The sequence below is a fragment of the Gemmatimonas sp. UBA7669 genome (genome assembly GCF_002483225.1).
In the GTDB taxonomy this organism is placed as follows: Bacteria; Gemmatimonadota; Gemmatimonadetes; order Gemmatimonadales; family Gemmatimonadaceae; genus Gemmatimonas.
This window is the reverse complement of sequence record NZ_DLHL01000043.1, coordinates 53,622-74,740: the sequence shown is the minus strand read 5'-3', so window position 1 is coordinate 74,740 and position 21,119 is coordinate 53,622. Positions and strand designations below refer to the sequence as shown.

The 21,119-nt window shown below is 66.8% G+C and carries 16 protein-coding genes; 8 read left to right on the top strand and 8 right to left on the bottom strand.

Annotated features, from left to right (window positions below; all coding sequences use genetic code 11):
• Nucleotides 1–40 precede the first annotated feature (40 nt).
• Genes B2747_RS11930 through hemJ form a run of 3 tightly spaced genes read left to right on the top strand, consistent with a single transcriptional unit; the run spans nt 41 to nt 3,012 of the window.
• Nucleotides 41–1,138, top strand: coding sequence for a hypothetical protein (locus tag B2747_RS11930; protein WP_291160986.1), 1,098 nt, complete (start codon nt 41–43; stop codon nt 1,136–1,138).
• A gap of 31 nt (nt 1,139–1,169) precedes the next feature.
• The gene (gene hemN, locus B2747_RS11925) at nt 1,170–2,552 is read left to right on the top strand and encodes an oxygen-independent coproporphyrinogen III oxidase (RefSeq protein ID WP_291160983.1); all 1,383 of its coding nucleotides are present in this window, start codon (nt 1,170–1,172) and stop codon (nt 2,550–2,552) included.
• A gap of 25 nt (nt 2,553–2,577) precedes the next feature.
• Nucleotides 2,578–3,012 (top strand): protoporphyrinogen oxidase HemJ, encoded by a 435-nt coding sequence (gene hemJ, locus B2747_RS11920; RefSeq protein ID WP_291160980.1) that lies wholly within the window; start codon nt 2,578–2,580, stop codon nt 3,010–3,012.
• Here hemJ and B2747_RS11915 read toward each other — a convergent pair.
• Nucleotides 2,993–3,823, bottom strand: a complete 831-nt coding sequence (locus B2747_RS11915) for a hypothetical protein (protein WP_291160977.1) — start codon at nt 3,821–3,823, stop codon at nt 2,993–2,995. The genes hemJ and B2747_RS11915 overlap by 20 nt on opposite strands.
• Nucleotides 3,824–4,014: 191 nt before the next feature.
• On the opposite strand from B2747_RS11915, the gene B2747_RS11910 reads away from it, so the two are divergent.
• On the top strand, nt 4,015–7,785 hold the full coding sequence (locus tag B2747_RS11910) for a carboxypeptidase-like regulatory domain-containing protein (protein WP_291160974.1): 3,771 nt from the start codon (nt 4,015–4,017) through the stop codon (nt 7,783–7,785).
• A gap of 5 nt (nt 7,786–7,790) precedes the next feature.
• Here the strand turns inward: B2747_RS11910 and B2747_RS11905 are convergent, their stop codons facing one another.
• The 4 genes from B2747_RS11905 to B2747_RS11890 all read right to left on the bottom strand — a co-directional run bounded on the left by B2747_RS11905 (nt 7,791) and on the right by B2747_RS11890 (nt 13,474).
• Nucleotides 7,791–9,245 (bottom strand): carboxypeptidase-like regulatory domain-containing protein, encoded by a 1,455-nt coding sequence (locus B2747_RS11905; protein ID WP_291160971.1) that lies wholly within the window; start codon nt 9,243–9,245, stop codon nt 7,791–7,793.
• A gap of 9 nt (nt 9,246–9,254) precedes the next feature.
• On the bottom strand, nt 9,255–10,694 hold the full coding sequence (locus B2747_RS11900) for a carboxypeptidase-like regulatory domain-containing protein (RefSeq protein WP_291160968.1): 1,440 nt from the start codon (nt 10,692–10,694) through the stop codon (nt 9,255–9,257).
• A 168-nt stretch (nt 10,695–10,862) separates the two neighbouring features.
• Entirely contained in the window at nt 10,863–12,338 is a 1,476-nt protein-coding gene (gene ahcY, locus B2747_RS11895) for an adenosylhomocysteinase (protein WP_343125898.1), read from the bottom strand.
• Between the two features lie 170 nt (nt 12,339–12,508).
• Nucleotides 12,509–13,474, bottom strand: coding sequence for an ArsR/SmtB family transcription factor (locus tag B2747_RS11890; RefSeq protein WP_291160962.1), 966 nt, complete (start codon nt 13,472–13,474; stop codon nt 12,509–12,511).
• Between the two features lie 182 nt (nt 13,475–13,656).
• On the opposite strand from B2747_RS11890, the gene B2747_RS11885 reads away from it, so the two are divergent.
• From B2747_RS11885 to B2747_RS11875, 3 genes are read left to right on the top strand one after another with little or no spacing between them, the layout of a single operon-like run.
• Complete coding sequence (locus B2747_RS11885; RefSeq protein WP_291160959.1) at nt 13,657–14,943, top strand: MgtC/SapB family protein; 1,287 nt, start codon at nt 13,657–13,659, stop codon at nt 14,941–14,943.
• Complete coding sequence (locus B2747_RS11880) at nt 14,940–15,740, top strand: MlaE family ABC transporter permease (RefSeq protein ID WP_291160956.1); 801 nt, start codon at nt 14,940–14,942, stop codon at nt 15,738–15,740. The genes B2747_RS11885 and B2747_RS11880 overlap by 4 nt, the downstream gene beginning before the upstream one ends.
• Complete coding sequence (locus tag B2747_RS11875) at nt 15,737–16,750, top strand: MlaD family protein (protein ID WP_291160953.1); 1,014 nt, start codon at nt 15,737–15,739, stop codon at nt 16,748–16,750. The genes B2747_RS11880 and B2747_RS11875 overlap by 4 nt, the downstream gene beginning before the upstream one ends.
• 98 nt (nt 16,751–16,848) lie before the next feature.
• Here B2747_RS11875 and B2747_RS11870 read toward each other — a convergent pair whose 3' ends face one another.
• The 3 genes from B2747_RS11870 to B2747_RS11860 form a co-directional block, all read right to left on the bottom strand.
• Nucleotides 16,849–17,784, bottom strand: a complete 936-nt coding sequence (locus B2747_RS11870; protein ID WP_291160950.1) for a universal stress protein — start codon at nt 17,782–17,784, stop codon at nt 16,849–16,851.
• 168 nt (nt 17,785–17,952) lie between these two features.
• Nucleotides 17,953–19,431: a phospholipase D-like domain-containing protein gene (locus B2747_RS11865; protein WP_291160947.1), complete on the bottom strand. Its 1,479-nt coding sequence runs from the start codon at nt 19,429–19,431 to the stop codon at nt 17,953–17,955.
• A 6-nt stretch (nt 19,432–19,437) separates the two neighbouring features.
• On the bottom strand, nt 19,438–19,896 hold the full coding sequence (locus tag B2747_RS11860; protein WP_291160944.1) for a hypothetical protein: 459 nt from the start codon (nt 19,894–19,896) through the stop codon (nt 19,438–19,440).
• Between the two features lie 45 nt (nt 19,897–19,941).
• Between B2747_RS11860 and B2747_RS11855 the strand changes: the two genes are divergently transcribed.
• Nucleotides 19,942–21,117, top strand: coding sequence for an MFS transporter (locus B2747_RS11855; RefSeq protein WP_291160941.1), 1,176 nt, complete (start codon nt 19,942–19,944; stop codon nt 21,115–21,117).
• Nucleotides 21,118–21,119: the final 2 nt, after the last annotated feature.

Genomic DNA, 21,119 nt, shown 5'->3' with positions numbered 1-21,119 from the left:
GGCAATGCGGACCATCCGTCGCCCAAGCGTTCTGACTGCCATGTACAGCACCTGCCTGTTCTGCGCTGACCCACTGGGTCGCAATGACGTCTTCGAGCACTTTCCCGTTGGACGCCGGCTCGCGTTTGACGCGGCCCGCGGCCGCCTGTGGGTGGTCTGTCCGTCCTGCGCACGCTGGAACCTCTCGCCGCTCGACATTCGCTGGGAAGCCATTGAAGAGATGGAGCGCAGCTACCGCGATACTCGCACCCGTGTGGCCACTGAACACATCGGGATGGCACAGCTTCCCGATCGCACGCGACTCATTCGCATTGGTCAGCCGCTCCGGCCGGAGTTTGCAGCATGGCGCTACGGACAGATATTCAGGGAGCGCCGCCGTCGTGAGAACTTGTGGTACGGGGGTGCGCTGGCTGTGGCCGTCGCCGGCGTCGGACTGGACGTGGCCGTGCCCGGCCTACTGGGAGGAATCACCCTCTACAACGGCGTGCAGCTCGTGAGTACCGGCCGCACGCTTCTCCAGCGCCACCGCCCCCGCGTACCCGTACGCCTTGAGAACGGACGCACCGTGCGCCTCTCCGCCGCCAGCGCCGCACTCGCACGTTTCCGACGCGACGCCGAGGGTCAATGGTACCTGCGACTACACCATGCCGACTATCAACCCACCGGTTCCCTGCTGCGCACACTCGGCGTCACGCATCGACGGTTGGCCGTCGGCACATACAGCGACGTACACGGCCCGGAAGTCTTTCGCTACGCCGCGAACATGCTGCCACTGGTCAACAGTACGGGCGCCGAAAATGACATGATCACTGAGGCTGTGGAACGCGTGACGAACGTGGCGGACCCCAAGGCCATCCTCGAACACGTGGCACTCAGGCGCGCGCTTGACCCGAACAACCTCACGGTCTTCTCCGAGATGCCCCCTGCGGACCGACTGGCGCTGGAAATGGCGCTCCACGAAAACGACGAACGCCGCGCCCTCGAAGGCGAACTGGCCGAACTCGAAACCCGCTGGCGTGAAGCCGAGGAACTCGCCGCCATCGCCGACAACCTGCTCGTGCCGGCGGCCATCTCCGAGCGCCTCGCATCACTGCAGTCAGACAAACCCTCACAGCCGCCGGGGGCCGCCGCCGACTGAAAGCCACACCCTCATGGGTCATACTGGCGGCATGACCACACCCATGGCGCAGGACCTTGCCGCCCTGCAGGAACACGAGCTGCGCGATCTGGCCCAGCGCTACGATGTCCCGGGCCCACGCTACACCAGCTACCCCGCGCTGCCCGACTGGAGTGGCAGCTTTGGTCCCGCCGAATGGGAGCAGCATCTGCAGCAGCTCGCGGCGCCCGATGCCTCGGTGGCGCTCTACGTGCATCTGCCGTTTTGCCTGGCGCGCTGTCTCTACTGCGGCTGCAACGCCACCGTGACCACGCGCGACGAAGTGGTCGACCGCTATCTGGCGCGGCTCGCGCGAGAAATCGCCTGGGCTTCCCGCGCCATCGGCGCGCGGCCAGCCATCAGCGCCATGCACTGGGGCGGCGGCACACCCAACTTCCCCAGTCTGCCGCAGCTCGAACGGTTGGTGGGCGATCTGAGTACCGCGTTCGACTTGAACGACAACACCGAGCGCTCCATCGAAGCCGATCCTCGCCTCGTCACGCGCGAGCAGCTGCGTGGACTGCGCGCCCTGGGCTTCACACGCATCAGCTTCGGCGTGCAGGATCTCGATGCCGACGTGCAGCAAGCCATCGGGCGTGTGCAACCGGAGTCCCTCGTACGCGACGTGGTGGCCATGGCGCGCGACGAAGGCTTTACTGGCATCAACGTCGATCTCATCTACGGCCTGCCGCGGCAGACCCGCGACAGCTTTGCGCGCACCGTGGACAGCGCCATCGCATTTGGCGCCGATCGTCTGGCCTGTTTTGGCTACGCGCACGTTCCCTGGATGCGCGCCCATCAGCGGCGCATTGACGAGCGCCAGCTTCCCAGTGGCACCGAGCGCATGCTGCTGTTTCACGACGCCGTGCTGCGTCTGGTCCAGGCCGGATACGTGTGGCTGGGCTTCGACCACTTCGCCCGCCCGAACGATCCGTTGGCTGTGGCGGAGCGCGAGGGTGCGCTGCATCGCAACTTCATGGGCTACACCACGCGGGACGGCGAACACTTGCTCGGCCTTGGCGTGAGCGCCATTTCTGAAGTGGCCGGTCGCTTCGTGCAATCGGACAGTGCACTGGGCGCCTGGCAGCGCGCCATCGACACCCATCAGGTGCCCATGGCCCGCCGGCATGTGCAAAGCCGCGATGATGCCTGGCGAGCACGCGCCATCATGCATCTGCTCTGTCAGGCTGAACTACCCGACCGACTCTGGCAGGACGACGCGGAGCTGTTGACCACCGCCTATGCGCCGTTTGTCGAGGACGGCCTGTTGCGCCGTGAGGCCGATGGCTGGCGGGTCACCACCCGTGGGCGTTTTGTGTTGCGCAATCTGGCCTTTCCGCTCGACCCGCACCGCCGCACGGCGCCCTGCGCCCTGCAGTTCTCGCGCGCGGTGTAGAGGACGTCGCGATAGATTGGCGGACATGTCTTCCGCCTATTTGTGGGTCAAGGCCTTTCACGTCGTGGCCATGGTGGCCTGGTTCGCCGGGCTGTTCTACATCTTTCGGCTGTACGTGTATCACGTCCAACAGCGCCACGAGCCAGCGGTCGTGAACACGCTGGTCATCATGGAACGGCGTCTCATGCGCGCCATCATGGCCCCGGCCATGATCGTGACCATCGCGCTGGGCAGCACCATGCTGGTCATGCAGCCGGCCTTGCTGCGCATGCCATGGATGCATCTCAAGTTGGGCGCAGTGGTGCTGCTGCTGGCGTACCACGGGTTTGCATCGGTCACCCGCAAGCGCTTTGCGCGCGGCGACTACTTCCTCAGCGAAACCGCCTGCCGCGCCATCAACGAGGTGCCCACGCTGTTGCTCATCGCCATCGTCGTGGCGGTCATCGTGCGCGTTCCGTAGCGGCGGGCACGAGCACCTGCCGCAACATGGTGCTTTCGTTCAGCATGGTCTCGAGCTGCAGCAGGCGCGCCGTCTCCTTGCCAATCCACACATACGACTCGCGGCCGCGCCCAATGACCAGCTTCACCACCCACGCCGCCTCACCGTGCAGCGTGGTCTGTCCCGTCACCTGCACCTGATAGCGCCGCACACCGGCGTCCACATCGTAGGCCGCAAACTGCGCCGTGTAGCCTATCGCCAACGGCAACGCGCGAAGGACCAGATCCCAATTGCCGGCATCAAAGGCCGCCACCGGGAGCGTGGTGTCGATGGGCACACCCGGCACATCCTGTGGCGCCAGACTGCCGCGCACACGCCGCCCAGAGAACTCCAGCAGCACGCGACGATTCTGCTGCTGACTGCGGCGCCTCAGAGGTGCGAGCCCCGGCTCGGCGGAGTCCGTGGAATCGGTGAGCTGCAGCGTGCCGCGTTCGGTGGTGAGCGTGCGCCGGAGCATCGGCACAGACGCGGTCGAATCGTGCACCAGCACATCCCGCAAACGGCCCACCGGGATCTCGTCGCCATCGCGAAACAGGGTCAGCGCAAACACCTGAGTCCCTGCGGCCAGCCGCTGCGCACGCAGGGCAGTGTCACCTGGCACGATCATGGTGACCGTGGCCTGTGCAACCGAGGGACTCGCTGACGCGGCGCCCGTTGCCCCCTGTCCCGACAGAGGCCGGTTCATCCCACTGCTCACCAGACCCAGCACAAAGGCCCCGCGGCGCAGCATGCGCCAACGTCGCGTGTTCCGGTCCGGGTGAGTATGGCCCATGTCGAATGCTCACCTGCGTCCCGGGCCGCCGTCAACGTGCGGAGGAATTTGTCGCGGGATTTGCCGAATCGCGTAAACCCAAACACGGTCCAAGGCTGTCTGTGAAACAGCCCCCGGGCTGCATCCGCATTCTCTGTCGAGCCCCGTCCCAGCCTGCAACTTTTCCGACGGCCCGTCCGTCGTGAGCCAATATGTATACCTTTCTCCGCACCTGTGTCCGTGGGGCCGCTATTGGCCTGCTCTGTGTCTTCGCCGCCCGGCCGCTTGCCGCCCAGGGGGCCGACGTGGTCCGTGGCCGCGTCCTCGACGACTCGGCCCGCGCGCTGCCCGGCGCGGCCGTAGCCATCACGCGCGGCCCCGACCGTCTGGTACAGACCACCACCACCGACTCGAGCGGTCGCTATAGTCTGCGCTTCGACCCGGGCACGGGCGACTATCTCGTGCACGTGTCGGCGCTGGGTTTCCGCAGTGCACGCCGGCGCGTCGAGCGTCAGGGCAGTGAACGCGAACTCGTGGCCGACTTCACCATGGCGCGCGACATGGCCGCGGTACTCGCGGCCGTAAACGTGCGGGCCAATCGTGCCGTCCGCGCCTCGGCCATTGTCGCCAACGCCACGTCGCCGGAAGTTGGTGCCGCCGAATCGTGGAGTCAGGGTGTGCAGGGCCGCGTGAGTCCAAACGCGGCCGGCAATCTCAACACCATTGCCGGCACCATGCCCGGCGTCGTCATGACCGCAACCGGCCCCAGCATGCTCGGCGCCGACGTGTCGTCCAATCTCACGACACTCAACGGCATGGCGCTGCCCGGCGGCCAGCTGCCGCGCGCCGCGCGCGCCGACGTCCGTGTAACGGGTGCGACGTTTGATGCCACGCGTGGTGGCTTTGCCGGGGCCAACATCGACGTGCGCCTCGCGGCCGGCGATCGCAACTTCCAGAACCGCAACGCCTACCTCACGCTCAACGCGCCACAGTTGCAGGTCACCGACGCCGTGGGACGTTCATTGGGTCTCACCAACGGTGGCTTCCGCGCCAGTGTTGGCGCCGACGGTGAAGCCATTCGGCGTGTGCTCACCTACAACATGGCCCTCGACGTGGGGCGGACGGTCAGCGACCCGTCCACACTCGTTGGCGGCAATCGCGACGCGCTGTTGCGTGCCGGGCTCTCGCCCGACTCCGCGCTGCGGGTGCAGTCGGCCGCGGCCGGCATTGGTCTGCCCGTGTCCGGCAGCGGCATTCCCGGGTCACGTGTGCAGAACAGCCTCACCTGGCTCGGTCGCCTTGATAATGTGCGCGACACCCTGCGCACGCTCACGCTGACCTCATACTTCGGTCGCAACAGCGAAGGCGCGCTGGCCTTCGGTCCGCTCAGCGCGCCGGCGGCAGGCGGCGAACAGTCGCAGCTCACCATGGGCGCACAGTTCGTGCACGCGCAGTACGTGGGCAGGAGCTACACCACGCTCATGCAGAATCGCGCCGCCGTCAGCCGTGTGCGCGACCGCACCACGCCCTACGTGAGTGCGCCGGGCGCCACCGTGCTGGCGCGTTCTGCCTCCGATGCGTCCACCAGTGACATCGTACCGGTGCAGCTCGGCGGCAATCCGCAGCTCGTGACCAATGACTCGCGCTGGACGGCCGAACTGGCCAACGAGATGACGTGGAACGCCGTGGGCCGTCGGCATCGCTTCCGCACGTCATTGTGGGGACGCTATGACGGTCTGACACAGGAAGGCGTGACCAACGCGCTGGGCCAGTACACCTACAACTCGGTGGCCGATCTCGCCGCCAATCGGCCGGCGTTTTACTCGCGCACGCTGCTGCAGCCCGTACGTGATGCCTCTACCTACAATGCGGCCGCAGCATTTGCGCATCAGTGGAATCCGTCGCGCTACTTCAACACCATCGTGGGCGCGCGTGTCGAGGGCAGCGCCTTCGGCGAGGCCCCACCACGCAACACGGCACTCGAACAGGCGCTCGGTGTGCGCACCGGCATAGCGCCCTCGCGCGTGCGCGTCTCGCCGCGCGCCGGCTTCACCTACACCTACAATCGTCAGCGCACCAACGGCCAGGGCACCATGGGCACCGAGGTGGGCACTTTCCACCGCACCCTACAGGGTACCTTCCGCGGCGGCATTGGCGAGTTCCGCGATCTCTATCGTCCCAACCTGCTGACCGACGCCATGGTGGGCGCGGGCCTCGCTGGCAGCACGCTCTCGCTGGCCTGCGTGGGCAGTGCCGTGCCCATCCCCGACTGGAACGCGCTCACCAGCGGCAATGGGGCGTTACCCAGCACCTGTCTCGATGGCTCGGGCACACTCGCCGAGCGCGCACCGAGCGTCTCGCTCATCGATCCCAACTTCGACGTGCCACGCAGCTGGCGCGCCAGCCTCGGTTGGGCCAGCAACGTGAAGAGCTTCCTGCTGCGCCTCGATGGTCTCGCGTCGTATGATCTGGCGCAGCCCGGCACCGTGGATGCCAACTTCGCGGGCACTTCACGCTTCACACTGGCCGGCGAAGGCAGTCGCCCCATGTTCGTGACTCCGGCCGCCATCGATGCGGCCAGCGGCGCCGTGTCCGCGCGTGAATCGCGGCGCAGCAACGACTATGGCCGCGTGGCCATGCGCACCAGCGACCTGCGCGGCTACGGCGGGCAGCTCACCGCCACCGTGCAACCCGAAATCTTCCGTGGTGCAGCCGGTCCGCCACCGGTCATGTTCACCTTCGGCTACACGTTGCAGGAGGTGCGCCGACAGTATCGCGGTTTTGATGGCGCCAACTTCGGTGATCCGACGCTCAAGGAGTGGGCGGCTGGCGTGAACGATGCGCGGCACGCCTTCGTGGTGCAGGCCGGCGCCAACATTCCGCGGGTCGGCGCGCTCACGCTGTTCACACGCATTCAGAGTGGGTTGCCATTCACCCCCATCGTGCGTGGTGATGTGGACGGCGACGGACGCAGCGGTGACCGCGCCTTCATCCCCACCACGTCGGGCGGCGACGCGGCCACGGCCGCGCAGATGCAGGCGCTTTTGGCCTCGGCGCCATCCAACGTGCGCAACTGCCTCGAGTCCCAGCTGGGTCGCGTGGCGGGCCGCATGAGCTGCCGCGGGCCGTGGACGCAGAGCATGAATCTCATGTTGCAGCCAAACATCGGACGCATTCGTGGACGCAACGCCAGCGTCAACGTGGTGTTCGAGAATCCGTTGGCCGGTGTCGACCAGCTGGTGAACGGCGCCAATGGTCTCAAGGGTTGGGGTGCGCAGGCCCTGCCCGATCCCACGCTGCTCATTCCGCGGGGCTTCGATGCGGCGTCACAGCGTTTCCGTTACGACGTCAATCCGCGCTTCGGCGACACGCGCGCCTTCCGCACGCTCTCACGCACGCCGTTCCGCGTGGTGCTGGATGTGACGATGGACCTGTCCGTGCCCTACGACCTGCAGCAACTGCGTCGGGCCATCGAACCGGTGCGCACGCCCGACCGCCGCGGCTGGACACGGCGTGGCGTGGACTCCATTGCCGATCTCTATCTGCAGCAGACCTCCAACATCCACCGCCTGCTGCTGGCCGAGAGCGACTCGCTCTTCCTGACTCGTGAGCAGATCAATCGCCTGTTGGTGACCGACTCGGTGTTCAGTGCCCAGGCCCGCGATCTCTACTATCCGCTCGCGCGCTTCCTGGCCGAGCAGCCCGATGGCGTGGCCGGCAAGGCAGCGCTCGACAGCGTGCAGGCCACCACGCGCGCGTACTGGAGACTGTTCTGGGCCCAGGTGGACACGGCGGTGCCGGTGCTCAATCCCCAGCAGCGCGATCTGCTGCCCATGATCCAGAACATCGCCAGTGTGCCCAAGGAGCGTCGTGAGAATGCGCAGTGGCGCTTCGGGTACCCCGTTCCCCTGCGTCACAACCGGCCACGCGTGGGCGGCGAGCCGGGCGGCGGCAACGTGTCCATCACGCGCGGCGGGCCGTAACGGGATTAGAGTCGCCCGGTCCAGATCACGATGGTGCCGCACTCGTTGCCGACGCGCATGAACTCCGGGGGCGGTGAGGTCAGTCCGGGATAGACCTCGACCGCACGGATGGTGCGTGCATATACCCATTCGTCGATCATGCCGCGTCCCATGCTCGGGATAATCCGCATGCGGTCGATGAACACGTCGGGCACGCAGGGAAATCCTGCTTTGCCACGCATCAGGATGGCGGTACCTTCACGCCGGTGTTCCAGACGGATGCCCGGCATGGCCATGAAGATGTCGCTTGCTTCAAACGGTTGGATACGATCGATCTCGTCAGGCCCCCGAAAGTAGCCGGGGTACTGACGGCGCCGTTCGTCGAAGGCTCGAAGTTCCGGAACAAACAGGAGATCACGCATGGCGCGCGTACGCACCGTGTCCAGCGTCACCACACGTTCCAGCGTGGTCTCCAGCACCGTCTGAGGTTGGTCGGCAATGTCCACAAGAAGTCGCGACGCGCGGAAGCCGAGCGCGCGCACTTCCACCGTGTGTGTGCCCTCGGGCAGGTCGCGGAGCTGCCACGCGCCGCTGGCGTCACTACGCGCCGTCCGGTCGCTGCCCCACACGACCACCGACACGTCGGGCAGCGGATTGTTGCCTGGCCCGACGACGCGGCCCTGCAGCACACCGTCCCCTCGACGTTTCGGCGCCGCGTCGCTCATTGAGTCGGTCGCCGCTTCTATCACATGGCGTACCGGGCCCACCGTGAGATCCAGCTTCGCCATGCCGTGGTCCGCCACCACCATTTCCACCGTGCCCGTGGTGTCGGTGCCGCTGATGCCGCGCACACGGACCGTGCCGCCCGCGGGCACACCGCAGGCGGTGTAGCTGCCGTCGGTGCGTGCGTTGACGGTGAGGCGCCGCGGCGTACGCTGCATGCCCAGTCCGTCGGCCACCGCAATGGTAAGATCCACCCACTGCACGTCGACCTGACCGGCTGAATGGTCGGCGGTATCCCGCGGCCCATTGCTGGCGGCGCTGCCATGCAGCCGACGCAGACGGCCGTGCAGGAATCCCGTGTCCTCGCCGGGTACCGCGTCGCCGCAAACCGTGCGCACCAACACGCGTGGCGACGGCACAGCCAGGGTGACCCGCTGCTCACCAGTGCCTGTGGTGCTCACCGAGCGCGAGAGCTGTTCGATGCCCAGCGAATCGAGACGAGGGTGCATGACTACCACGGCCCAGGTACCGGGCGGCATGCTGTCGAGACTGAAGCGCCCCTGATCATCGGTGCGTATCGAACGACTGACTGCAGGGTCCTGCACCATGGCCAGTTGTACAAAGGCCGAGGCCAGTGGTCTCGACGCGACGCTGTCATACACCGTGCCACGCAGGCGTCCCTGCGCCGAGGCCATGGTGGTCGTCAGCGCGAGCAATGCCGCCAGCGTTGCTGATTTCCGCAGGAAGTCTCCCATCATTTACCGGCTTCAGCGCCGCCCAGTCCAGATGACAATCGTGCCGCAATCATTGCCGACCCGGAGAAACTCTGGTGGCGTGCCGGTGAGCGCCTGATACACCTCCACTGCTCGCACCTGGCTGAACAGTACCCATTGATCGATGAATCCACCGTGCACGTTTGAGTTGACACGCTGTCGGTCGATCACGAGATCTGGCGTACACGGCTCTCCCGTGGTTCCCCCGCGCAGCAGAATCTTGTTGCCCATGAACAAGCTCTTCTGCATGGACGGGATGATGCGAATGCCGGGGACGCTGCTGAAGAGATGCGCCGCCTCGAACGGCATGATCCGATCAATCTCCTCGGGCCCGCGATAGGTGCCGATGCCGATCTTTCGACGCTGCTCGAACGCGCGGATGTTGGGTTCGAACAGCGACTCGCGCAGCGCGCGTGTGCGCACGGTGTCGAGTGTGACGGTGCGATGCAACGTAACGATCAGGTCGTTGCCTGCACTCGCGTCACCGATGTCCACGATCTGTCGCTCGGGCTGATAGCCGAGGGCGCGTATCTCCACCGTATGCGTGCCGGTTGGCAGTTGCCGCAATTGCCAGTACCCCGCCGAATCGCTGCGCGCGGGCGACTCGGCGCCCCACACGACCACGGCCACATTGGGCAGCGGCGCACCACCGGGTCCCGTCACACGGCCCCGCAGCGTGCCCAGTCCCCTTCGCACCAGCTGCGAGTCCACGGACACGTGCGTGACGGCGCCCACCGCGAGATCCTGGCGCGCGATGCCGTGCTCCGGCACCACCAGCTCCACGATGCCCGTCGAATCGCGGCCGGAGAAGCCGCGAACGCGCACCGTGCCGCCCGGCGGCAACCCACAGACGGCAAACGCACCATCGGGTCGGGCCGGCATGACTTCGCGCCTCGGCACCCGGGTCACCCCCACCCCACGCGTCACCGACACCATCATGTCCACCCAGCGCACCTCCACCAGACCCAATTGCGCCGTATCGGACGCGCCCGGCAAACGGCGCAGTCGGCCATGCAGATAGCCCGCCGCATCGCCGGTGGCGCTGTCCCCACAAGCCTCGCGCACAAGACGCCGCGCTGACGGCACGGCCAATGTCGCGCGTTGCTCCCCTCGCTCACCTACGCTCACCACTCTGGCGAGCTGCTCGATGCCAAGCGAGTCGATGCGCGGATGCATGGCCGCCAGCATCCAACTGCCTGGCTGCAGACTGTCCACGCGGAAGCGACCCTTGTCATCGGCGCGCACCGAGCGACTCACGCTCGGATCGGACACCATCGCCACCTGCACGAAGGCGGACGCCAGCGGCTTGCCCGCCACGCTGTCGAAGACCACACCGGACAATCGGGCCTGCGCGGCAATCGGCGCCGCACTTGATAGGGACGCGCCAACCGAGGTCAGCAGAACCAATGGTACCCACTTCACGTGCCGTGGCATTGTGTACTCCTGGGGAGGGAAACTGCGGAGGGAATTTCGTCCCCCTACCCACCTGGGACGGGGCAGTTCCCTGCCCCGTCCCGTTCCCGCAGTTCCCGCAAGTGCCCCGCCTGCAGTCCCTTCCCGCAGTTCCACCTTACGCGGTCACACCTTACGCCACTCTTTGGTTCAGTATTTGTAGTGGGCGGCCTTGTACGGCCCATTCACATCCACGCCAATGTAGCTCGCCTGATCCGCCGTCAACGTGGTCAACTTCACGCCCAGCTTGTCGAGGTGCAGTCGCGCCACCTTCTCGTCGAGGTGCTTGGGCAGCGTGTACACCTTCTTCTCGTACGACTCCGCTCGCGCGTGCAGCTCGAGCTGCGCCAGCACCTGATTGCTGAAGCTCGCGCTCATCACGAAGCTCGGGTGGCCCGTGGCGCAGCCCAGATTCATGAGACGGCCTTCGGCCAGCACCAGAATGGAGCGCCCGTTCGGCAGCACGAACTCGTCATACTGCGGCTTGATGTTGATGCGCTTCATGCCTTCGACCTTCTTGAGACCGGCCATGTCGATCTCGTTGTCGAAGTGGCCGATGTTGGACACGATGGCCTTGTCCTTCATGCGGCTCATGTGTTCCACGGTGATGACGTTCTTGTTGCCCGTCGCGCTCACGAAGATGTCGGCCTGCTCCACAATGTCTTCGAGCGTCGTGACCTGATACCCTTCCAGCGCCGCCTGCAGCGCGCAGATCGGGTCGATTTCCGTGATGACGACACGCGCGCCCTGACCCTTGAGCGCCTGCGCGCAGCCCTTGCCCACGTCACCGTAGCCGAGCACCACCACGATCTTGCCGGCCAGCATCACGTCGGTCGCACGATTGAGGCCGTCCACCACCGAGTGACGGCAGCCGTACAGATTGTCGAACTTGGACTTGGTGACGGCGTCGTTCACGTTGATGGCGGGGAACGCCAGCGTGCCGGCCTTCTCCATTTCGTAGAGACGGTGCACACCCGTGGTGGTCTCTTCCGACACACCACGAATGCCCGCCAGCACCTTCGTCCAGCGGCCCGGATTCTTCTGCTGCTCCACGCGCAGCAGGTCGAGAATCACGCCCCACTCTTCCGGCTCGTTGTCGCTGTCAAAGCTCGGCACCGTGCCCGTCTTTTCGTACTCGGCGCCCTTGTGCACCAGCAGCGTAGCGTCGCCGCCGTCATCCAGCAGCAGGTTGGGGCCCGTGCCGTCCGGCCACATCAGCGCCTGCTCCGTGCACCACCAGTATTCCTCGAGCGTCTCACCCTTCCACGCAAAGACCGGCGTGCCCTTGGGGTTGTCCACCGTGCCTTGCGGACCCACGGCCACGGCCGCCGCCGCATGATCCTGCGTGGAGAAGATGTTGCACGACACCCAGCGCACGTCGGCGCCCAGCGCGGTGAGCGTCTCGATGAGCACCGCCGTCTGCACCGTCATGTGCAGCGAACCCATGATCTTCGCGCCCTTGAGCGGCTGCGACGCGCCGTACTCCGCGCGCAGTGCCATCAGGCCCGGCATCTCCTGCTCGGCGAGACGGATTTCCTTGCGACCCCACTCCGCGAGCGAGAGATCGCGCACGGCAAAGGCGGGACGGTCGAGTGACGTCAGCAGCGCGACGCCGTGTTCGGTCATGACGGAAGTGGACATGGAGAAGTATGGAGATGAAGGACCGTGGTACCGATGAAACGAACGTATTGAACCGATCAGTTTCGAGTTTTGCGTTGGAGTATCGAGTCGAAAGTGACCTACAACTCGAAACCTGAACTCAACACCCGGAACTGATCAGTGAAGAAGCCAGACGATCACGCTAGAACCAGACTGGGCGCCGGTACCGCGACCGCCGTACAACTGAACATCGCCGGCCCACTGGCCGCCGCATCAACCGGCAATGCCGTGTAGCGAACGACCTCAAAGCCGGCTTCGTGCAACCAGCGCTGCAACTCCTGCTCGGAGAAACCCAGCCACATGTGGCCCATGGTTTCCCGGTATCGCTCCTGCGCATGCGGACGCATATCGGCAATGAGCACACGCCCGGCGGGTCGCAGGACTCGTTGCACCTCGCGCAGCGCACGCAGCGGGTCCGGCACGTGATGCAGCACCAGCATCAGGACCGCGACATCGAGCGTGTGATCATCGAGTGGCAACGCCTCGAGTGCGCCGTCATGCAGCTGCACATTGTGCAGACCCGCCAGTCGCGCACCGGCGGCCGACAGCATGGCCGGCGACGCGTCCACGGCATGTACCGTGTGCACATGCGGCGCGAGCGCGGCACTCAGAGCGCCGGTACCGCAGCCCAGGTCACCCACCACCCACGTAGGGTCGAGCAGGGCCAGCAGCGCACTCAGGTCCGCGCGCGCACCAAACATTTCGCTGCGCAGCGCATCCCACTCGGCGCTCGCACTGGCAAAAAACGACTGCGTGGTGCTGCGCCGCGCCTGTACCACGGCATCCAGTCGCGCCGCGTCCTGCAGCGCCACCGGCGTGTGCACAAAGGCCTCATGCACCAGCGTCCACAGCGCCTGCATGCGCGCATTGAGCGCCGAGTGGAGGCGGTACCAGCGGCTCGCCCCCTCGGCCCGCGAGGCCACCCAGCCCTGATCGAGCAGGATCTTGAGGTGACGGCTCACGGTGCTCTGCGGCAGCTGCAGGGCCAGCGCCAGCTCGCCCACCGTGAGCTCCTGCCGCTCCAACGCCGCCAGCAGCCGACCCCGCGTAGGGTCGGCCAACTCGGTCATGTGGTCGTGGATTGGCAGCCGGGGCGCGGTCATGCGGCGGAATATATCCGACTATCCGGATAAAAGGATAGCCCCGACCCCGACCCAGACCCCGACCCCGACCCCGACCCCTGCCAAGACCCCGACCGCAGTTTCGCCCGCCGTTTCTTCCCGCCCCACACCTTACGTCATTCCCCTTACGCTTTTCTCCAAACCCCGACTGTAGTTTCCAAGGTATGCTGGACCTCGCAATCGCCGGGCATTTATTCACCGCCGTGCTGATCGGACTCGCCGTCGGCATTGAACGGGAATGGTCCGGTCACACCCACGGCCCGGACGGCCGCTTTGGCGGCGCCCGCACCTTTGCCCTGCTCGGGCTGGTTGGCGGGTTTGCAGGCTGGTTCCTCCGTCTGGACTACGCCCTGATCGCGGCCGTCCTGATCGGCGGCGCCATGTTGTTTGTGGTAGCCGCCTATCGCGCCGCCATGCAGCGCCCCGGCACCACCCCCGACAGCACCACCGAAGTCGTAGCCCTCGTGGTGGTGGCCATGGGAACCACCGCCGGCCTCGGCTTCCGCACCATGGCCAGCGCCGCCGCGGCCCTCGTGGTACTCCTACTGGCCGAAAAGTCCAAGCTCCAGGAGATCCTCGCCAAGGTCGCGCCCACTGAAATGCGCGCCGCCCTGCAGTTTGCTGTGCTGGCGCTCATTGTCCTGCCCCTCATTCCCGACGGCGCCTTCGGACCCTACGACGCCTTCCGTCCGCGGCAGCTCTGGATCGTCGTGCTCGTGTTCTCGGCGCTCAACTTTGCCGGCTACATCGCGCGCCGCGTCATCGGCGAAACCCGGGGCCTGGCCGTCACCGGTCTGCTCGGCGGACTCGTGTCGTCCACTGCCGTCACCCTCACCTTCAGTCGCCGCAGTCGCGACGACGAATCCCTCGCGTTGCCCCTCGCGCTCGGCGTGGTGGCCGCCTGCACCGTACTCGTGCCACGCGTGCTCGTCATCTCCGCCATGCTGCAGCCCGCCGTGGGTCTGGCCGCCATCACCATCCTCGGACCGTCCTTTGTGGCCGGGCTCTCGCTCATTGCCTTTGTGTTGTGGCGCGAGCGCAGTACGCGCCCCGGCGCATCCGCGCCGCGCGACGGCGTCGACGCCGCCCTTGGACAGAACCCGCTTGGTCTGGCATCGTCGCTGCAAATGGCCGTGGCCTTTCAGGTCGTGCTCTTTGCCATTGCCTGGGTGCAGCGGGCCGCCGGCGAAACCGGTGTGCTCGCGTCGGCCACCCTGCTGGGCCTCACCGACGTCGACGCGCTGACCGTGTCCATGGCGCGCTACGGCAGTGTGCCGGAGCAGGTGCCGGTGGCCGCAGCGGCCATGGGTATTGGCGTGCTGTCCAACACGGTGCTCAAGGGCAGCATGGCGCTTGTGCTTGGTGGGGCGCGCTACCGCCTGCATGTGGCCGGTGGACTGGCCGTGCTGGCCGTGGGGCTGGTGCTCGGTCTCGCGCTGGGATGGCCATGAGCACGGCCGTCACGCGTGGCATCAGCAACGTCGGACGTCTTGCACGACGTCTGCTCGAACCCGTGGGCGCCGGCGCGCACTTCACGGGCGAAGTACTGCGCGCGATGCGCGAGACACGTGAATGGGTGCCCGAGTTCTCCACCCACGCACGCACGCTGGGTGTGGGGTCACTGCCCATCGGCATCTTCATTGCACTCTTCACGGGCATCGTGCTTGCCCTGTTGGCCAGCTACAGTGTGGGAGACATGGTACCACCGTACTTTGTCGGCACGCTGGTGCAGAAGACCGTCACGCTCGAGCTCGCACCGGTGCTCACCGGCCTCGCACTGGCGGGCCGTGTGGGGGCCAACATTGCCGCCGAGCTGGGCACCATGCGTGTCACGGAGCAGATCGACGCACTCGAGACGCTCACCTTCGACCCCATGAGTCATCTCGTCGTGCCACGCGTGCTGGCCTCGGCACTCATGTTTCCCATGGTGGTGGGCGTGGCCATGGTCGTGGGACTGATCTCGGGCTGGCTGGCGTCGTTGTCGCTGCTCGATCTCTCCACGCCGCAATTTCTCAAGGGCGTGCGCATTTTCTTCCAGGATTTCGACGTGCGCTACGGCCTCGTCAAGTCTGCAAGCTTCGGAGCCGCCGTGGCGCTCATTGGCTGCCGTGCGGGGCTCACCACCATGGGTGGCGCGCAGGGTGTGGGCCGCAGTGCCACACGCGCCGTCGTCATTTCCGCCGTCATGATTCTCGTGCTTGACGCGTTCTGGGCCCTCGTCTGGCTCACCAACCGTTCCCTGCGATGACCTCTCCAAAACGCATCAGCGATTTTGTCGTGGGCCTCACGGTCATTGTGATCACCGTCGTGCTCATCGGTGGCACGCTCTGGCTCAAGCAGGCCGACCTGGGTGGCCGCACGCGCCATCTCACCGTGCGTTCGCGCGACGTGGGTGGCGTATCGCTTGGCAATCCCGTCGTCATTCGCGGCGTGCGCGCCGGCCGCGTGGAAGCCATCGCTCTGGGCGACAACGACTGGGTGGTGCTCAAGTTGGGCATCGACCGCAGTGTCGACCTGCCCGCCGATCCCATCGTGCTGCTGGCCGCCTCCAGTCTCTTCGGCGAGTGGCAGGCCACCGTCATGTCGCGCGACGGCATTCCCAACGACCGCGAACTGCGTGCCGCCATTGCCGAGGCCCGCACCACCAGCGACACCTTGGCGGGTGCCGTGCTGCCCGACATTGCGCAGCTCACGGCCGTGGCCGGCCGCATTTCCGGCGACGTGGCCAAGGTGGCCGAGCGGGTGCAGGTGGCCTTCGATGACGAGGCGGCCAAGGAACTGCGTGCGTCCATTCGTAACGTGGCCGAGCTGTCCACCGAGCTGGCGCGCACCATCAAGGTGCAGTCGCGCAATCTCGATCGCATCAGCACGGACGTGCAGTCCGGTCTCGAAACCGTGAACAACGCGGCGTTCAAGCTCAACGCATTCTCCTCGCGTCTCGACTCCGCCACCAGCCGCGGCGAAATCCAGGCCATTGTGGGCAACACGCAGAGCGCCGCCAAGGAACTCGCCGCCACCACGGCCTCACTGCGCGACATCACTGCACGCCTCGACCGCGCCGAGTCGCAACTATCGCGCGCCGTGGCGCGGGCCGACACCGTGTTCGCCAAGGCCAACAGCCGTGACGGCACCATCGGTCTCATGCTCAACGATCCGGCGCTGTATCAGCAGAGCGACTCGCTAGTGCGTGAGCTGCGCGTGCTCATCGCCGACATCAAGAAGAATCCGCGGCGATACATCAACGTGCGGGTGTTCTGAGCGTCAAAGAGGGGTCACCGCGCAGCGAGGGTTGAGGCGAGCCATACCATGCGGTGGCCTTTGTTTGTGTGCCTGGGACCTCGCGCGCGCACCCCTACTCATTCGGTCTCGCGAGCATTCCCCGGCACCGCCAGCACGCCGATCTTCGCCGTCCGCAGCACCTTCGTGGCCACGCTGCCCACCAGGATGCGCTCGTACAGGCTGTGCCGCTGCGTGCCCACCGCCAGCAGTTCGGCGTTCACCTGCTGCGCATACGCCAGCAGACTTGGCGCCGGATCGCCGCGCAGCGTGACCGTCTCCACCAGCACGTGGTCCGGCACATCGAGCTGCGCGCGCACCTGCTCGAACAGCGGCGGCAACGTGCGCCCGTAGTCGGCATCCCAGGCCGCCCACTCCGACGACGGGTGTTCAAACCGCGGCCGCACATGCACCAGCGTGAGTTGCCCGCCCGGTGGCAGCAACTGCAGCGCCATGTGCGCGGCCTGCACGCTGGCCACGCTGAAGTCGAGCCCCACCACGGCGCGCACCGGCTGCGACGGGAAGGTTGGCCCCACCGCCAGAATCGGCACCCGCGACTCGCGCAGCGTGGCCAGCGTGGTCTCCGTGCCGAACAGCCGATCGAGCGGATTGTGCCGCCCGATGCCCATCACGATGACCGTGGCATGCTGCTGATCGGCGGCCATGGCCAGCGTGCGTGCCGGCGAACCGATCAGCGCATGAATCGGCCAGGCCGGGTCGCCCGACGCCGACACCGACACCTCCCGGCGCAGGTCGTCCAGCAGATGCTGCCGCCGCACCTCGTCCAGCGCCGGCGGCACCGGCAACACATCCACACCCGCCGCCACACCCGGCACGGGCTCGCTCACACCAAGGATGGCGATCTCGCCCCCATACGCACGCGCCGCCAGCCGCGCGGCATTGAACAGCGCGTCGCTGGAAACCGACGTGCCGTCACTGGCCACGAGAATGGGACCACCGACGGCGGTGGCCAGAGGAGAGGACGAACGCACGGCAGCACGCTGAATGGCGGACATGAACAACCCTCCTGGTGCAGCACACCAGTTGGCGCATCGGGTCCACCACCTGCCTTCGGCGTTTTGACCCCCGACACGCGACACAGTGCAGAGGGTCGCACTTTTCCAGCCGTTCCTCTATCGGGGAGAGACACGCCAATCGTCAGGGATTCCCGCACACGACATGGACTACAGCGCCCACCGCATGGCCCGCGCCCCAGCGTCCAGCAGCCTGTGCCCCAGACCCCGCGCCTCCCAGTCAGAAGCGACAATCTCCACACTGTCCGCCACATCCTCCAGAAAATCCTCCGCCAGTTCACCCGCAAATCCCTCGTCGAACACCAGCACATTGCACTCCGCATTCAGCCAGAACGATCGAAAATCCAGGTTGGACGACCCGATCAGTCCCACGACGTCGTCCACCACCAGCGTTTTGGCGTGCAGCGTGGCCGCCGCATATTCGTAAATGCGCACCCCCCGCTTGAGCAGCATGCCATAGGCGCCATGCGCCGCGTGCCGCACCAGCGGCACATCGGTGCGCGCACTGGGCAAGAGCAGCCGCACATCCACACCGCGCGCGGCCGCGGCCGCCAGCATGCGCAGCGCCCGCGTGGGTGGCGCGAAGTACGGTGTCGTAATCCACAGCCGCTTGCGCGCGCCACCCACCAGCGCCGCGAGAATGGTGAGCGTCTCGCGCTGCGCCCGACCCGGACGAGGATCGAGCACCAGCACCGACGGCTCGTCACCGTCTGGTGTGCCCGTCTCACCCAGCGGACGCCGCACCAGTCGGCCCCGTGTCCGATCACGACGACGCGCCAACCGCCGCGCCAGACGGCTCTGCACCTGCCATTGCACGCGTGCACTCAGCGCCCGCGCACTGAACGGCCGCTCGACACGCGGGGGGCCATGCACCACGCCATCGGCCCAGCTCACGTACTCGAGGCCCGGGAGCGGCTCGCCGCGCGCGCGGTCCCAGCCCTCGGCAAACACCGCCGCCAACTCCTCGGCCACCGTCCCACGCAGCTCGACCGCCGAATCACGCCACGCGTCATGGTGCCGCCGAATACTCGACCCGTACTCTTCGGCGATGTTCATGCCGCCGGTGAACGCCACGCGTCGATCCACCACCAGCAGCTTGCGATGATCGCGGCGCAGTGCCTCGAGCGGATGATGCCAGAAGCGATGAAAGTGCCGCACGGCCACACCGCCTGCGGTGAGCCGATCCCAGAAGCGCTCGCGCGTTGTGAACGACCCCACCGCGTCGGCCAGCACACAGACGCGCACACCGCGCGCTGCACAGGCCAGCAGCGCCGTCTGCACCGCTTCGCCAATACGATCGTCGCGCAGGATGTAGGTCTCCACCAGCACCTCGCGCACGGCCGACGCAATCGCTTCACCCATGCGCGCGAACGCCGCTTCGCCGTCGGCATAAAGCGCGACCGGTGGACTGGTATGCATGGGTCCACCATCGATGCGCTGCACCAACGCACGAAATGCCGGGTCGGACACACCGTCCGGCAGTTGCCGCGCCACGCGCAGAGCCTTCCACGCGCGCAGCTCACGCGGAACCCGTCTGGTCTTTACCAACGCCGCGCTTGACGCTGCCTTCGCATCGGCCGTCGCCGTGGCGTGTGCATTCGCGCTCACATTGTCATTCGTGTCAGCCATCACGCTTCACGCGAGACCGAGTTCCTGCGTGAGCGCGCGCACGCCGGCCAGCGTGAGACCGTCCTCCTCGAACACCAGCACGCCCACCAGCGCGCGACTCACATCATCGGGCAGACGGTCGGCGCGAAACACCTGCACCACGGGCCCGGCACGCATCGCGTCGCCCAATCGGGAAACCGCCCAGTCGGGCGCCAGCGTTGGCTCGGAGTCAAAGCCGTCCATCAGCACCCGTGGCAGAGTGGTGGCGCTGCCCCCGCGGTACACCACAGCCGGATGCCCGGGGCCCAGGCTGCGCTCGAACAGCACCTGCCAGGCCATGGGACGGGCGCCCTCATACCGTGTGCCGGCCGCCAGTACCACGCGGGGCGACTTGGTCAGCACATGCATGCGCTGCACCGCATCCTGCAGGTCGTCGAGAATTTGCGCCGAACGCGCGGGATCGGGACTGCCGGGAGCGGAGGTCATGCCCCAATCTTCGCGCTTACGCTCGCCTCAGCCACCCCTCCGCCCGTGTTCACGCTTTTCCTCGTCGTTTTTCTCGACCTGATCGGCTTCGGCATGATCATCCCGGTGTTCCCGTTCTACGCGGAGCGCATCGGGGTGGCGCCGTCGTCGGTCATCTTCTTCCTCGGGCTCTACTCGGTGGGGCAACTGGTCGGCGCACCCCTCTGGGGCGGGCTGTCCGATCGCATCGGCCGACGCCCCGTGTTGCTGGCCACCCTGTTGGCCAACGCGGCCGCCTCGTGGATGCTGGCCTACGCCGACACCGGGCTCACGCTCGCCATCTCGCGCATCATCTCCGGGCTCGCGGCCGGCAACATCTCCACGGCCTACGCCTACACCACCGACATCACCACCGACGCCACCCGCCCCAAGGCCCTCGGCCTGCTCGGTTCGGCCTTCGGCATGGGCTTCATCCTCGGACCGGCTCTTGGCGGACTCCTGGCCGGCAATGCCGACGACGGGTCCTCCATGGGCCGCGTGGCGCATGCCGCCGCCCTGCTCTCTCTGCTGGCCTTTGCGCTCACGGTCTTTCGCCTGCCCGAATCCCTGCCGCCCGAAGCGCGTCGCAGCAAGACCAGCACACGTCAGCCGCTCTCGGCGTACTTCCGCCGCCCCATTCTGCGCGATCTGCTCTTTGCCACGCTCGTCGTAGTCGCGGCCGTAGCCATCTTCCAGAGCACCATGGCCCTGTTCGGTGCCGAACGATTGGGCATCGGGCCACGCACGCTGGGCTGGGTCTACGGCATTACGGGCGCCATCTCCGTGTCCATTCAGGCCGGCGTCATTGGCCGGCTGACGCAACGCTTTGGTGCCCCGGCCCTCGCGCAGTTTGGCACGGTCATGATCGCCCTCGGCCTCGCCGGCATTCCGCTCGCACAGTCGGTGTTCTGGCTTTGCGGCACACTGGCCCTCTTTGCCGTGGGCTCGGCCTGCTTCAACCCCAGCATGAGCGGCCTCGTGGCCGCTGCCGCCGAGCCGCACGAACGCGGCGGGGTGCTGGGCGCACACCAGGGCGCCGCCTCGCTCGGGCGCGTGGTGGGCCCCATGGTGGCCAGCGGCGTGGCCCAGTTGGCCGGACTCACCTGGCCCTTTGTGGTCGGCGCCGCCGTGTGCGTGCTGGGCACCGTGCTGCTACGCGCCGCCCTCCGCGCGCCGCACCATCAGCACGTCACCTCCGGCTGACG